The 14156-nt window shown below is 64.5% G+C and carries 12 protein-coding genes; 8 read left to right on the top strand and 4 right to left on the bottom strand.

The annotated features are described in order from the left end of the window. Nucleotides 1-116: 116 nt before the first annotated feature. Nucleotides 117-1793, bottom strand: coding sequence for a glutamine--tRNA ligase/YqeY domain fusion protein (locus FXB38_RS25560; RefSeq protein ID WP_148753701.1), 1677 nt, complete (start codon nucleotides 1791-1793; stop codon nucleotides 117-119). A 156-nt stretch (nucleotides 1794-1949) separates the two neighbouring features. Between FXB38_RS25560 and gltX the strand changes: the two genes are divergently transcribed. The 8 genes from gltX (at nucleotide 1950) to FXB38_RS25520 (ending at nucleotide 11290) form a co-directional block, all read left to right on the top strand. Next, nucleotides 1950-3377 carry a glutamate--tRNA ligase gene (gene gltX / locus FXB38_RS25555; RefSeq protein WP_148753700.1) on the top strand — a complete coding sequence of 476 codons (1428 nt, stop codon included), beginning with the start codon at nucleotides 1950-1952 and terminating at the stop codon, nucleotides 3375-3377. 142 nt (nucleotides 3378-3519) lie between these two features. Then, the gene (gene gltA / locus FXB38_RS25550) at nucleotides 3520-4824 is read left to right on the top strand and encodes a citrate synthase (protein ID WP_148753699.1); all 1305 of its coding nucleotides are present in this window, start codon (nucleotides 3520-3522) and stop codon (nucleotides 4822-4824) included. A 281-nt stretch (nucleotides 4825-5105) separates the two neighbouring features. Further along, nucleotides 5106-6284 (top strand): ROK family transcriptional regulator, encoded by a 1179-nt coding sequence (locus FXB38_RS25545; RefSeq protein ID WP_187435139.1) that lies wholly within the window; start codon nucleotides 5106-5108, stop codon nucleotides 6282-6284. A gap of 53 nt (nucleotides 6285-6337) precedes the next feature. Continuing rightward, complete coding sequence (locus tag FXB38_RS25540) at nucleotides 6338-7624, top strand: ABC transporter substrate-binding protein (protein ID WP_148753697.1); 1287 nt, start codon at nucleotides 6338-6340, stop codon at nucleotides 7622-7624. After that, on the top strand, nucleotides 7621-8550 hold the full coding sequence (locus FXB38_RS25535; protein WP_187435138.1) for a carbohydrate ABC transporter permease: 930 nt from the start codon (nucleotides 7621-7623) through the stop codon (nucleotides 8548-8550). The genes FXB38_RS25540 and FXB38_RS25535 overlap by 4 nt, the downstream gene beginning before the upstream one ends. Continuing rightward, nucleotides 8543-9400: a carbohydrate ABC transporter permease gene (locus tag FXB38_RS25530; protein ID WP_187435137.1), complete on the top strand. Its 858-nt coding sequence runs from the start codon at nucleotides 8543-8545 to the stop codon at nucleotides 9398-9400. Before FXB38_RS25535 ends, FXB38_RS25530 begins: the two co-directional genes overlap by 8 nt. A gap of 10 nt (nucleotides 9401-9410) precedes the next feature. Next, nucleotides 9411-10526: an ABC transporter ATP-binding protein gene (locus FXB38_RS25525; protein WP_148753695.1), complete on the top strand. Its 1116-nt coding sequence runs from the start codon at nucleotides 9411-9413 to the stop codon at nucleotides 10524-10526. Continuing rightward, nucleotides 10523-11290 (top strand): SDR family NAD(P)-dependent oxidoreductase, encoded by a 768-nt coding sequence (locus FXB38_RS25520; RefSeq protein ID WP_148753694.1) that lies wholly within the window; start codon nucleotides 10523-10525, stop codon nucleotides 11288-11290. Before FXB38_RS25525 ends, FXB38_RS25520 begins: the two co-directional genes overlap by 4 nt. Here FXB38_RS25520 and lpxB read toward each other — a convergent pair. The 3 genes from lpxB to lpxA are packed head-to-tail and all read right to left on the bottom strand — an operon-like array spanning nucleotide 11287 to nucleotide 14133. Beyond that, nucleotides 11287-12468, bottom strand: a complete 1182-nt coding sequence (lpxB, locus tag FXB38_RS25515) for a lipid-A-disaccharide synthase (protein WP_148753693.1) — start codon at nucleotides 12466-12468, stop codon at nucleotides 11287-11289. The genes FXB38_RS25520 and lpxB overlap by 4 nt on opposite strands. Then, nucleotides 12465-13322 carry an LpxI family protein gene (locus FXB38_RS25510; protein WP_187435136.1) on the bottom strand — a complete coding sequence of 286 codons (858 nt, stop codon included), beginning with the start codon at nucleotides 13320-13322 and terminating at the stop codon, nucleotides 12465-12467. The genes lpxB and FXB38_RS25510 overlap by 4 nt, the downstream gene beginning before the upstream one ends. Nucleotides 13323-13341: 19 nt before the next feature. After that, complete coding sequence (lpxA, locus tag FXB38_RS25505; protein WP_148753691.1) at nucleotides 13342-14133, bottom strand: acyl-ACP--UDP-N-acetylglucosamine O-acyltransferase; 792 nt, start codon at nucleotides 14131-14133, stop codon at nucleotides 13342-13344. Nucleotides 14134-14156: the final 23 nt, after the last annotated feature.

The raw sequence follows: 14156 nt of genomic DNA, 5'->3' as shown, positions 1-14156 counted from the left end.
TGACGATGCCGTGTGCCCCGTCAGATCAACGGCGCGCGTGACGAGGCATGAAGCCGGCGCACCATTTCGCGACGATGGCGGAAACGATGGCGTCGGCTTCTCGGCTCATGCGTGTCTCAGCCTTTGGCGACTTCCTTTGCGAACGTGTCACGCAGGCCGATGGTGCGCGAAAACACCGGCTTGCCTGGCGTCGAGTCCTTGTCGCGCACGAAATAGCCCTGGCGCTCGAACTGCATCGGCTCGGTCGAATTGCTTTCCGCAACCGATGCCTCGATCCGGGCATCAGCGAGGATCTCCAGCGACTGCGGATTGAGGTCGGCCGCGAAATTCGAGGCGTCCGGGCTCGGATTGGCGAACAGCTGGTTGTAGATGCGAATCTCCGCCGGCACCGAACTCGCCGCCGGCAGCCAGTGCATGGTCGCCTTGACTTTGCGGCCATCGGGCGCGTTGCCGCCCTTGGTCGCGGGATCGTAGGTGCAGCGCAGCTCCACCACTTCGCCGGCGTCGTTCTTGATCACGCCGGTGCACTTGACGAAATAGGCGTAGCGCAGCCGCACCTCGTTGCCCGGCGACAGGCGGAAGAATTTCTTGGGCGGATTCTCCATGAAGTCGTCCTGCTCGATATAGAGCTCGCGGCCGAACGTGATCTTGCGCGTGCCCGCGCTAGCGTCGTCGGGGTGGTTGATCGCCTCGAGCTCCTCGGTCTGCCCTTCCGGATAGTTCTCGATCACCACCTTGAGCGGCCGCAGCACGCCCATGCGCCGCTGCGACGTGCGATTCAATTCCTCACGGATGCAAAACTCGAGCATGCCGACATCGACAACGCTGTTGGCCTTGGCCACGCCGATGCGCTTGACGAATTCGCGCAAAGCCGCCGGCGGCACGCCGCGGCGGCGCATCCCCGCCATGGTCGGCATGCGCGGATCGTCCCAGCCGGCGACATGACCGTCGCGGACGAGCTGGGTCAGCACACGCTTGGACAGCAGCGTGTAGGTCAAATTGAGCCGCGCCATTTCGTACTGGTGCGGCTTGGACGGCACCGGCAGCTTCTCGATGAACCAGTCGTAGAGCGGCCGGTGGTCCTCGAACTCCAGCGTGCAGATCGAATGGGTGATGCCCTCGATCGCGTCCGACTGGCCGTGGGCATAGTCGTAGCTCGGATAGATGCTCCACTTGGTCCCGGTGCGCGGATGATGTGCATGCAGGATCCGATACAGCACCGGATCACGGAGATTGATGTTGCCCGAGGACATGTCGATCTTGGCCCGCAGCACGCGCGCGCCGTTCGGAAATTCGCCGGCCTTCATGCGGCGGAACAGGTCGAGATTTTCGTCGACGCTGCGGTCACGGAACGGCGAGTTCTTGCCCGGCTCGGTCAACGTGCCGCGCGAAGTGCGGATCTGCTCCTGGGTCTGATCGTCAACATAGGCCAAGCCATCGCGGATCAGCTTCTCCGCCCATTCGTACAGGCGGTCGAAATAGTCCGAGGCGAAAAACAGGTTCTTGCCCCAGTCGAAGCCGAGCCACCGCACGTCGGCCTGGATGGAGTCGATATATTCCTGCTCTTCCTTGACCGGATTGGTGTCGTCGAAGCGCAGATGGCAGCGGCCCGGAAATTCCTGGGCGATACCGAAATTGAGGGCGATCGACTTGGCGTGGCCGATATGCAGGTAGCCGTTCGGCTCCGGCGGGAACCGGGTCACGATCTCCTTGTACTTGGCCTGATCGAGGTCGGCCTGGATGATGTCACGAATGAAATCGCGCCCAACCTCAGTCGCCACCAGTTCTGTCATTACGAAAATCCTGTAGGGAAATCAGCGGTCCTTCTGCCAAATTTGCTTGGCTGAGCCAAGGGTTTAAGCAAGGCCTTAAGCGGTCCGCTGCCGGGCTTTAGTTATGCTCCGGTCCTGTTATATACCACCGCCTCCCATGCATAGGCCCTGCCACGAATGACCAATTCCGTCGTCACCCGCTTCGCTCCCTCCCCGACCGGCTTCCTCCATATCGGGGGTGCCCGCACGGCGCTGTTCAACTGGCTCTATGCGAAGAAGCACGGCGGCAAGATGCTGCTCCGGATCGAGGACACCGACCGGGAGCGCTCTACCGAGGCTGCGATTGGCGCGATTCTGGACGGGCTGAAATGGCTGGAGCTCGGCTGGGATGGCGACGTCATCTACCAGTTCAGCCGCGCCGCCCGTCACCGCGAGGTCGCCGAGCAGTTGCTGGCGGACGGCAAGGCCTATCGCTGCTACGCCACCGCCGAGGAGCTCACCGCCATGCGCGAGAAGGCGCGCGCAGAGGGCCGCACCCGTCTCTATGACGGCCTATGGCGCGACCGCGACCCGGCGACGGCACCGTCGGACGTCAAGCCGACCATCCGCCTGCGCGCGCCGCAGACCGGCGAGACCGTGATCGAGGACCAGGTCCAGGGCCGCGTGGTCTGGCAGAACGAGAACCTCGACGATCTCGTCCTGGTGCGCGGTGATGGCAACCCGACCTACATGCTCGCAGTGGTCGTGGACGACCACGACATGGGCGTCACCCACGTCATTCGCGGCGACGACCATCTGATCAACGCCGCGCGCCAGAAGCAGATCTACGATGCGATGGGCTGGGCACTGCCGAGCATGTCTCACATCCCCCTGATCCACGGTCCGGACGGCTCAAAGCTGTCCAAGCGGCACGGCGCGCTCGGCGTCGACGCCTACCGCGCCATGGGGTACCTCCCAGCCGCGCTTCGCAACTACCTCGTCCGCCTCGGCTGGAGCCATGGCGACCAGGAGATCTTCTCGACCGAGGAGATGATCGCAGCCTTTGACCTCGCCAATGTCGGCCGCGCCGCCGCCCGCTTCGATTTCGCCAAGCTGGAAAACCTCAACGGCCATTACATCCGCCACGCCGACGATCAATCGCTCGTGAAGATGTTCGAGGACGTGCTCGACCATTTGGTGCCCGCCCGCGACGAGATCAAGGCCAAGCTGAACGACGCCACGCGCGCCCAGCTGCTCAAGGCGATGCCGGCCCTGAAGGAGCGCGCCAAGACGCTGATCGAGCTGATCGACGGCGCCTATTTCATCTTCGCCGACCGGCCTCTGCAGCTCGATCCCAAGGCGGCGGCCCTGCTGACGCCTGAGAACCGCAAGCTGATCGGTCAGCTGCATTCCGCGCTGGAGAATGTCGCGACCTGGAGTGGCGCCACCACGGAAGCCGCGCTGCGCGCTTTTGCCGAGGAAAATAGTCTCAAGCTCGGCGCGGTCGCCCAGCCCCTGCGAGCCGCGCTGACCGGGCGCTCCACGTCGCCTGGGATATTTGAGGTTTTGGACGTGCTGGGACGCCAGGAAAGTCTGGGCCGGCTTAAGGATCAGTCTACGACGTAAGTCCATAGCTGCCATGATCTTGCAGTGCACACAGCAATAATATACCCATCTCCCCGTACATTCTGGAACATCCGGCCTGCCCCACCCATGTCATCGGGGCCTTCCGGGTCCGGCCCGTTTCACCTTACATCGGGGACCTCTGATGGACGCAAACTCAAGCAACAAGATCGCCACGCTGACGGTCGGAAACAAGAACTACGATCTTCCGATCCACAGCGGCAGCGTCGGACCTGATGTCATCGATATCGGCAAGCTGTACGGCCAGTCCGGACTGTTCACCTACGATCCCGGCTTCACCTCCACTGCGAGCTGCCAGTCCAAGATCACCTATATCGACGGTGATGCGGGCGTGCTGGAATACCGCGGCTACCCGATCGAGCAGCTCGCCGAGAACGGCGACTTCCTCGAGACCTGCTACCTGCTGCTCTTTGGCGATCTGCCGACTGCCGCGCAGAAGAAGGATTTCGACCACCGCGTGATCCATCACACGATGGTGCACGAGCAGATGGCCCGCTTCTTCCAGGGCTTCCGCCGCGACGCCCATCCGATGGCCGTGATGGTTGCCTCCGTCGGCGCGCTCGCCGCGTTCTACCACGATAGCACCGACATCAACGACCCGAAGCAGCGCATGATCGCTTCCATGCGCATGATCGCGAAGATTCCGACGCTGGCGGCGATGGCCTACAAATACACGGTCGGCCAGCCCTTCGTGTACCCCAAGAACTCGCTCTCCTTCGCCGAGAACTTCCTCAACATGTGCTTCGCCGTGCCGTGCGAGGAGTACAAGATCAATCCGGTGCTCGCTGACGCGCTGGACAAGATCTTCATCCTGCACGCCGACCACGAGCAGAACGCCTCGACCTCGACGGTGCGTATCGCCGGCTCCTCCGGCGCCAACCCGTTCGCCTGCATCGCCGCCGGCATCGCCTGCCTCTGGGGCCCGGCGCATGGCGGCGCAAACGAAGCTGCGCTCGCGATGCTTGCCGAGATCGGCTCCGTGGACAAGATCCCCGAGTTCATCGCCAAGGTGAAGGACAAGAACTCCGAAGTCCGCCTGATGGGCTTCGGTCACCGCGTCTACAAGAACTACGATCCGCGCGCCAAGATCATGCAGAAGATGTGTCACGCCGTTCTCAAGGAGACCGGCCATGGCGACGATCCGATGCTGAAGGTGGCGCTCGAGCTCGAGAAGATCGCGCTCAGCGACCAGTACTTCATCGACCGCAAGCTGTATCCGAACGTCGACTTCTATTCGGGCATCACGCTGAAGGCGATGGGCTTCCCGGTCTCGATGTTCACCGTGCTGTTCGCGGTCGCCCGCACCGTCGGCTGGATCAGCCAGTGGAGCGAGATGATCGAGGACCCGCAGCAGAAGATCGGCCGTCCGCGCCAGCTCTACACCGGCGTCACCCGCCGCGACTACGTCGCGATCAAGGATCGCAAGTAAGTCTCAGCCTGAGGGCTATCAATGCGGCGCCGTCTCCGGATGGCGCCGTTTTTGTTTTTGCGATCACCTTGTAGGGTGGGCAAAGCGCAGCGTGCCCACCGCAACTCTGCGAGCGCGACAAAAATAGTGGGCACGCTTCGCTTTGCCCACCCTACGAAACTCGTGGGCCGCCCCAATCTTGCTGCCGCGCACAACAACAAGTCGCCGCATCGCGCCGGCGAACGCTTGACAGTCGAAATGCTCCGCGCGCATTCTTACACTAAGTAAGAATGACGACAGGGATGGAAATGCCGGAGCAGCCGAGAAGTCGGCGGCAGACGCGTGCTGCCATTTTGACTCATTTGCTCCAGTCCGGCGGCTCGTTCCGGCCGCCCCTGGCGCGCGCCGTGCGCCTGTCCGAAGCAAGCCTGTCGCGTATCCTGTTCGACTTGAAAGCCGAAGGCCTGATCGAGGAAGTGCGGCGCCCCGCCCCTTATGTCGGCGGCCCGACGGGTCTGGTGTCGCTCGACCGCACGGTGGCGCTTGCCGCCCTCGAGCTGACCGGCCAATGGCTCAGCGTCGGCGTTGGCGGCCTGTCGGGGGAACTGCATTACACCGAGCGTGTGCCGCTGCCGAAGAAGCCGACCGTTGAATCCGTCGGCCGGGTGTTTCGCGAAGCACTGGCGTTGCTGCGCGACTGGACGCGCCGGCGCCGCATCAGGCTCGCACAGGTCGGCGTGACCGTTCCCGGCCTCGGCCGCCTGAGTGTATCAGGCAATCCGATCATTCCGTGCGACGTCGGAGCTATCGGGGACATGTTCGGCGAATTGTTCGCGGGCGTGCCGGTCACCTTCACCAATTCGGTGGTGGCGCACGCCACATTTCACCGCTGCCGCACCGAGAACTATCCGTTCAGCGATGCGCATCTGTTCGTCTTCGTCGGCCAGGGCGTCGCGGGCGCCTGGCTGGATGATCCGATCGAGAACGACGCGCTCGACCCGGTCGAGCTCGGCCACATGGTGTTCGGAACCGACGGCCCGCGTTGCCGCTGCGGACATCACGGTTGCGTCGAAGCCTATACGTCGCTGCCGGCGCTGGCCGACCTTTTGCGCGTCACCGAAGCAGAATTGCTCCGGCTCGGCAGTGAATGGGTGACCACGATCCCCCTCACATCGCGGGTGCGCCAGGAATTGCGCCAGCGCCTGTTCAGGCTTGGCCTCGCCATCGGCAACACATTGAACGTCAAGCCATGCCGCGGCGTTGTCGTCAGCGGCTGGCCATCGCTGCTCACTGAAGACGATAGAAAGGCCGTCATCGACGGGATCGACTCCTGCCTGCTCGGCGGCCGGAAACTGGCGCAGGTGTCGCTCGCTTTCGTGCCGCCCTCGATGGGCAACGATCCGCAGGCAGCACTTGCCTTCGCCGCGCTCTGCCTGACCAGAAGCGGCGGCATGCCGGCCGCATCGACGGAGGCCGCCTGACATAGCCTGCGCGGCTCTCGCGCAAAAGAGTTCACACCCGGGAGGAACTTGCCATGCCGATCACAACAACAAGGCGCCGTCTGCTCGCTGGATCTGCTGCCGCGCTCGCGCTGCCGGCCTTTGCTCGCGCGCAAGGCGCCGTCAAGCCGCGCCTCACCGCGATCTCGCAATGGTCCGCAGGCAGCGACGGAGCGGCGATCACCGCGCTCGGCAAGAAATTCGAGGAGAAGGGCGGCATCTGGCAGCACTCGCCAGTCCCCGGCTTCACCACCGAGATGATGAACAAGCTGCGCGCCCAGATCATCGCCGGCGATCCGCCGGCCTGCTCGCAGCTCAAGGGCCCGGAGATTGCCGCCTGGTCGAAGATTGCGCCGACCGTCGATCTTGACGCCGTTGTCGCTGCCGCCGGCTACGAAAAGGTCGTCGCGCCGGACCTTGCAAAATTGCACAAGCCGGGAGGCAAGTGGATTGCCCTGCCCTTGCAGATCTACAGCACCAACATGCTGTTTCTCTCCAAGCGCGCGATGGACAAAGCCAAGGCCGACAAGCCCCCCGTGACCTGGGCTGACTTCAACGATCTTGCCGAGAAGATGAAAACCGCCGGGGTCACCTTTCCCGTCGCCAACGGTGGCACCCGCGCCGACGATGGGCAAAAATTCGAGGCCTCGCTCGCCGGCATCAGTCCCACCGCATATCGCGCAGCCGCCATGAATCTCGACAAGAAGGCCCTAGAGGGTCCCGAGATCAAGGCTGCCTTCGCCCAGATGCGTAAGATCACCAACTGGATGGATCCCAATGTCGGCGCCCAACCCTATGCCATCAATTTGAAGCGCTTCGTCGATGGCGACATGGGCATGTTGATCATGGGCGGCTGGGCGCAGGGCGTGCTGCGGAACGCCGGTTTCAAGCTCGACGACTTCGTCATCGCGCCAGGTCCCAGCGACAATGGCAAGCCGGTGTTCCTGTTGAATGCCGATGCCTTCATCTTCTGGCAGCGCAAGGAGCCCGATCTGCAAGCCGGCCAGATGTTGATGGCCCAGCTCGTCATGGACCCGGCGATCCAGACCATGTATTCGCAAATCACGGGATCGATCCCCGTGCGCACCGATGTCGATCTGTCCGGTGAGGGCTGGTCGGATGGTCAACGGCGAACCGCAGCCGCACTCAAGGACGCTGTCGCCAGCAATCAGGCCGTCCTGAGCCTCGCCCACAACATGGCGCAGGAAAATGGCCTGACCGCTGCGATGATCGACGTGTTCACCGAATACGCGAAGAACAAGACGATCACGCCGGATCAAGCCGTCACCCGCCTTGCCGAGGCCGTCGAGGGCTCGCGTTGACCGACGCTGTCTCCACAGCAACGCGACCGGGCTGGCCGGCGACCTCTGACATGGTGCGCCGGCTGCCCGAATATCTGATGATCTGGGTGCCGCTGCTGTTGTCCGCAGCGCACCTCATTTCGTTTTCGATCTGGACAATCTGGATTTCGTTCACGCCATCCACCCTTGTGCCGGTCACGGGCTGGGTGGGTCTGCGCAACTACAATTCGGTCCTGGCGTCGCGGAACTGGCAAATCGCCTTCGACAATCTGCTGCTGTTCGGCATCGCGTTCGTGCTGCTGAGCTTGATCACCGGTCTCGTGCTGGCGATCCTGCTCGATCAGCGCATTCGCGGCGAGAACGTGCTGCGCACCATCTTCCTGTACCCCTTGGCGGTATCGTTCGTCGTCACCGGCACGGTCTGGAGCTGGCTGCTCAATCCCGGTATCGGGATCGAGAAGCTCGTCCATGATCTCGGCTGGAGCTCCTTCCACTTCGACTGGCTGGTCAATCGCGACATGGCGATCTGGACCATCGTCATCGCTGCGATCTGGCAATCCTCGGGCTTCGCCATGGCGCTGTTCCTGGCCGGCCTTCGCTCCGTCGACACCGACATTATCAGGGCTGCGCAGATCGACGGCGCTGGACCGATCCGAACCTATTGGCGCGTCATTCTGCCGACGCTCTGGCCGATCACCATCACCGTCGTCGTCGTCCAGCTGCAATTTGCGATTTCGGCCTTCGACCTCGTCCGCGCGCTCACCAACGGCGGGCCCGGCATCGCGACCCAGCTGCCGGCCCTTGTCGTCTACGATTTGATGTTCCAGCGCAGCCAGCTCGGCCGTGGCGCGGCGGCGGCTGTGCTCATGCTGCTCATTCTGCTCGCCGTGCTGCTGCCCTATGCGGCGTGGCGTTATGTCCAGCGACGGCAGGCCGCCCATGCGTGACCGCAGCTTCGCGCCGAGCAGGATTTTGATCTATCTCGTCGTGACATTGTTCGCGGCCGCTTATCTCGCGCCGCTGGTCGTCGTCGTGCTGAACTCGGTCCGGACCAATGAGGAGATTGCGCAGGGTTCGATGATCGGCTGGCCGCAACACATGGCCTGGCGCAACTACCTCACTGCCTGGAGCGGCTTTTGCATCGCCGAGACCTGCGCCGGTATCCGGCCGTACATGCTGAACTCCGCACTCATCACGATCCCCGCGACGATTTTCTCCACCCTGCTCGGTGCTGTCGCGGGTTACGCCGTGTCGCTCTGGCGTTTTCGCGGCGACAACTGGATTTACGGCATCGTCACCCTCGGTCTCTTCCTGCCCCAGCAGATGCGCTTGCTGCCTTGGACCATCGTGTTGCGGGACATCGGGCTCATCAACACGCTGTGGGGCCTCGTGCTGATTCACACGATCCAGGGGCTCTCCTTCACCGTGCTGTTCTGCCGGAACTACTATATCGCCATTCCGCATGAACTGATCAGGACGGCGCGCATCGATGGCGCCGGGTTCTTCCGTATTTTCTGGCGCATCATCCTGCCGCTCTCGTCCCCCATCCTGATCGTCACAGTGATCTGGCAGTTCACGCATATCTGGAACGAATTCCTCTATGGCGTGACATTCACGACCGGCCAGCAGCAGCCCGTGACGGCCGCGCTCATCGCGCTGTCTGCCGCGGTCGCGGATATCCCGCAGCACGGCGTGCAGAGCGCCGCGGTGATCATCGCGGCGCTCCCCACTTTGCTGATCTATCTCTTCGGCGGCAGGTATTTCGTACGCGGCCTCACTGCCGGGGCCGTGAAATGATGGATGTGTCATGGCAGCACTAAGCATTCGCGCCCTGTCGAAGCGCTACGCCAATCTGGAGGTGCTGAAGGGCATCGACCTCGACATCGAGAGCGGTGAATTCACCGTGCTGGTCGGTCCGTCCGGCTGCGGCAAGTCCACGCTGCTCAACATCGTCGCCGGGCTTGATCGGGCAAGCGACGGCACGATCGAGATCGGCGGACGCGTCGTCAACGACGTGCCTCCGAAGGACCGCGACATCGCCATGGTGTTCCAGTCCTACGCGCTCTATCCGTCGATGACGGTGCGCCAGAACATCACCTTCGGCATGGAATGCCGACACGTCGCCAAGGCGGAGCAAGAGAAGGCGTTGGCGAACGTGGCCAAGCTGCTGCAGATCGAGCCGCTGCTCGGCCGCAAGCCGTCGCAACTGTCCGGCGGCCAGCGCCAGCGCGTGGCGATGGGGCGCGCGCTGGTGCGCGATCCCCTGCTCTTCCTGTTCGACGAGCCGCTCTCCAATCTCGACGCCAAGCTGCGGGTCGAGATGCGGATGGAGATCAAGCGGCTGCACCAGCGCATCGGCGCCACCATCGTCTATGTCACCCACGACCAGATCGAGGCGATGACGATGGCAACCCGCATCGCCGTGATGCATCGCGGCGTGGTGCAGCAATTCGCCGACCCCGACACGGTCTACCGCTATCCGGCCAATCTGTTCGTCGCCCGCTTCATGGGCTCGCCGCCGATGAACTCGATGCCGGCACGGCTCGAGGCTAATGCCGGCGGGCCTGTGGCGGTGATCGGCGCCGGCCGGCCGGACGAGGTCCGTATCCACTTGCAAGACTACGACGCAGCTACGTCCTATGTCGGCCGCGAGGTGGTGCTCGGAATCCGGCCGGAATGCATCGCCGAGGGGGATCGCGTGTTCTCTGCGGCCACGGGCGCGCCGGTCATCGTCACCGCGCCGGTCGAGCTGGTCGAGCCCACCGGTGCGGAGACCATTGTCCTGCTGCGACTTGGCGGCGAGCCCGCGCAGGCGCGCATCTCGCCGGACATCCGCCCGACGCCGGGCGGGACCGCGTCCTTCGCCCTCGATACCCGCCGCATTTGCCTGTTCGACCCTGAGACGGAGCGACTGATCGCATGACCAAGACAAGCTATGCCGACCTCGCGGACCGCGTGGTGCTGATCACCGGGGGCGCCAGCGGCATCGGCGCCGCCTTGGTACGCGCTTTCGCCAGCCAGCGTTCCCGCGTCGCCTTCCTCGACATCGACACGCCGGCGGGTGAAGCGCTGGCGCACGAGGTGGCGAAAACGTCCGGCACCGCTCCGCTATTCGTGCCCTGCGACCTCCTCGACATCGACGCCCTGCGCGCGGCGCTGGCGAAGGTGCAGGGATCGCTGGGCGATGCCGCGGTCCTCGTCAACAACGCCGCCAACGACCAGCGCCAGGTGCTATCGGACGTGACGCCGGCCGAATTCGACTGGATGATCGGCGTCAATCTCAAGCACGTCTTCTTTGCCGCGCAAGCCGTGGTGCCGCAGATGCAGGCGCGCGGCGGCGGCTCGATCGTCAACATGTCGTCGGTCGCCTGGATCCGCGGCGCACCGGCGCTGCCGGTCTACGCCGCGGCGAAGGCTGCGATCGTCGGCTTTACCAATTCACTGGGCCGCCGGTTCGGCGCCGACCGCATCCGCGTCAACGCGATCGCGCCTGGAATGGTGATCACCGAGCGGCAGCGGAAGCTGTGGTATCCGGACGAGCGGCAGATCGCCGAGATGCGCACGCGCCAGGCCATTCCCGATGCGGTGACGCCCGATGATATCGCCGACATGGCGCTCTACCTCGCCTCCGACGCGAGCCGGCGCATCACCTGCCAGTGCTTCCGGGTCGACGGCGGCTTGGCCTAGCTTCGCCGTCCCTTCCGCATCGTCGTGAGCACGATGTCGGCGGCGAGCACGCTCGGTGATTTGTTGCCGGTGGACATGATGGTGTCGAGCTGGGCGAAGGCTTCAACCTGTTGCTTGCGCATCGGCGTCTCGCTCAACACCTCGGCCAGTGCGGCTGCGAGCTTCTCCGGCGTGCAGTCCTCCTGCAAAAATTCGGGGATCACGTCCTTGCCGATCACGAGATTGGCGAGGATCACCGAAGAGACCTGGATCGCGCGGCGCAGGATGAAGGCCTCCATCGCGCCGACGCGATAGGCGGTCACCATCGGAATGCCCGAGAGCGCGAGCTCCAGCGTCACGGTGCCGGATTTCGCCAGCGCCGCGCGCGCGATCCGGAATGCGGCGCGCCTCTCGGTTTCGCCGACCACGATCTGCGGCTTGACCGGCCAGGTCGCCACGCCCGCGCGGACGGTGGCCTCGAGGTGCGGCATCGTCGGCAGCATCAACTCGAACGCGCGGCCCTCGGCCTGCAATCGCCCGAGCGCGGCGCCGAACAGGCCGAGATGATGCCGGATCTCGCTGCGGCGGCTGCCCGGCAGCACCAGCAGCACCGGCGGCTCGCTGTCGCGGCGCTTTTGCTCGTCAAGGTTCGGGCGCAGCGACGGCAATTGCTCGATCAGGGGATGGCCGACATAGCTGCATGGCGGCCCTTTCAGCTTGCGGTACTCCTCCGGCTCGAACGGCAGCAGACCCAGCACGTGATCGACATAACCGAGCATCGCGCGCGCGCGGCCGGGCCGCCAGGCCCAGACCGAGGGCGAGACGTAGTCGACGACGGGGATCGCCGGATTCTTCGCGCGGACGCGGCGCGCGACGCGATGGGTGAAATCGGGACTGTCGATGATGACCAGCGCGTCGGGCGCGGACTCGGTCACGGCATCCGCCGTCTCGCGGATCAGCCCCAGGATCTTCGGCAATTGCTGCACCACCGCGGCAAAGCCGACGATCGACAGCTCCTCGATCGGAAACAGCGTCTCGAGCCCCTCGCGCGCCATGGTGCGGCCGCCGACGCCCTCGAACTGCACGCCGTCGCCGAGGCGCTGGCGCAGCACCTTCATCAGCGCCGAGCCGAGCCGGTCGCCGGATTCCTCCGTCGCGATCAGAAAGATCTTCCGTTGGGGATCGCGGGTCGGCATCACGCGGGCAGACCGACGACGAAGAGATATTTGGCGTCGGCGAGCCCGATCATCGCCTGCGGCTCGGCGGCGATGGTGTTGCCGGCGATGACAGCGACACCGGCAAGGCCGGCCTTGGCGACGCCCTCGATCGTGCGCGCGCCGATCGTCGGCAGGTCGAAGCGCAAATCCTGGCCGCTCTTCGGCGCCTTCACCAGCACGCCACGCCCCGTCGCGGCACGGATGCGGCCCTCCTCGCGCAGCCGCGCCACGCGCGCGAGCAGCGCATCAGTGCCCTCGATGTCCTCGACCGCCACCACATGGCCGTCGATCACCACGGCGGCCTGACCGATGTCGAACGGCCCGAGCGCGGTGAGCACCGCACGCCCGCGTTCGATGTCGCCCTTGGCATTGTCGGCCGGCCAGGCGCGGGTGACGCAGCCCTCGGGCATCAGCAGGTCGGGCGCGACGTCCTTGATGCCGACCATGCGAAAGCCGCCTTGCTCGAGAATGCGGCCGACACCCGACAACAGATGATCGTCGCCGCCGCGAAAGGCGCGGATGACGTTACCGAGCAGCCGCAACGTGGTGACGTCGAAGCGGATTTCCGTGAGCGAAGGCCGCACCAGGGTGCCGATGAAGATCAGGTCGCGGCAGCCCTCCTCGCGGAACAGCCGCATGGCGCGGCCGAGCTGACCGACCGAGATCCAGCGGTGGTGGAATTTCTCCACCTGCACCGGATCGCAGGCGCCTCGCAGCGGAAACAGCACCGGCGTGATGCCGCGCGCGGCGAGCGACTCGGCCACCGCGAACGGCATCGCACCACCGCCCGCGACCACGCCGACCGGTGATGAAACGCCTAGAGCCGCCGATGTCATATCCGCGGCCATCCCGGCGTCACTTCTCGATGGTGGGGAGACAGAGCGGACGCTTGCCCTTGCCGATGAAGCCGAGGATTTCGGCGATGGCAGGATCTTCGCTCTCAAGGGACCGCACTGCCTCCAGCCGCTCGGCGAAGGTGCCGGGTCCATGGAAGAGCTTTTGGTAGAACGCACGTACGGTTGCGAGGCGCTGCCTGGTGAACTTGCGCCGCTTCATGCCGATGAGATTGAGGCTCTCCAGCACCGCATATTGACCGTTGGCGAGCCCGTACGGGATGATGTCGTCGCGCACGCCCGAGAGGCCGCCGACCATCACATAGGAGCCGATGCGCGTGAACTGGTGCACCGCGGACAGCCCGCCGATATAGACGGCGTCGCCAATCTCGCAATGACCGCCGAGCGTCGCCGAGGTCGCGAAGATCGCGTTGTTGCCGACCATGCAATCATGGCCGACATGGCTGTTGTTCATGAAATAGCCGTCGTTGCCGACGCGCGTCTTCCCGCCGCCCTTGACGGTGCCGACGTTCATCGTCGCGCCTTCGCGGATGATGCAACCGGAACCGATGTCGAGCGTGGTCGGCTCGCCCTTGTAGCTGAGGTCCTGCGGTGCGCCGCCGAGCACCGCAAACGGCGAGATCACGCAATTGTCCCCGACCGAGGTATGGCCGATGACGGTGACCTGTCCAATCAGCTTGCAATCGGCCCCGATCCGGGCGTTGCGACCAATGATGCAAAAGGGCCCGATCTCGGTGCCCTCGCCGATCACGGCGCCGTCTTCCACCCGTGCGGTGGGGTCGATCTTACTCATCAAGAAGGTCTGACTATGTGTTG

Source organism: Bradyrhizobium cytisi (assembly GCF_008123515.1).
Taxonomy (GTDB): Bacteria; Pseudomonadota; Alphaproteobacteria; order Rhizobiales; family Xanthobacteraceae; genus Bradyrhizobium; species Bradyrhizobium cytisi.
This window is presented reverse-complemented; position numbering and strand designations above follow the sequence as displayed.

Coding starts and splice junctions, on each gene's coding strand:
- lpxA (WP_148753691.1), bottom strand. CDS start 14,133: ATGAGTAAGATCGACCCCACCGCACGGGTGGAAGACGGCGCCGTGATC.
- FXB38_RS25560 (WP_148753701.1), bottom strand. CDS start 1,793: ATGACAGAACTGGTGGCGACTGAGGTTGGGCGCGATTTCATTCGTGAC.
- FXB38_RS25525 (WP_148753695.1), top strand. CDS start 9,411: ATGGCAGCACTAAGCATTCGCGCCCTGTCGAAGCGCTACGCCAATCTG.
- gltA (WP_148753699.1), top strand. CDS start 3,520: ATGGACGCAAACTCAAGCAACAAGATCGCCACGCTGACGGTCGGAAAC.
- FXB38_RS25510 (WP_187435136.1), bottom strand. CDS start 13,322: ATGACATCGGCGGCTCTAGGCGTTTCATCACCGGTCGGCGTGGTCGCG.
- FXB38_RS25530 (WP_187435137.1), top strand. CDS start 8,543: ATGCGTGACCGCAGCTTCGCGCCGAGCAGGATTTTGATCTATCTCGTC.
- FXB38_RS25520 (WP_148753694.1), top strand. CDS start 10,523: ATGACCAAGACAAGCTATGCCGACCTCGCGGACCGCGTGGTGCTGATC.
- FXB38_RS25540 (WP_148753697.1), top strand. CDS start 6,338: ATGCCGATCACAACAACAAGGCGCCGTCTGCTCGCTGGATCTGCTGCC.
- gltX (WP_148753700.1), top strand. CDS start 1,950: ATGACCAATTCCGTCGTCACCCGCTTCGCTCCCTCCCCGACCGGCTTC.
- FXB38_RS25545 (WP_187435139.1), top strand. CDS start 5,106: ATGGAAATGCCGGAGCAGCCGAGAAGTCGGCGGCAGACGCGTGCTGCC.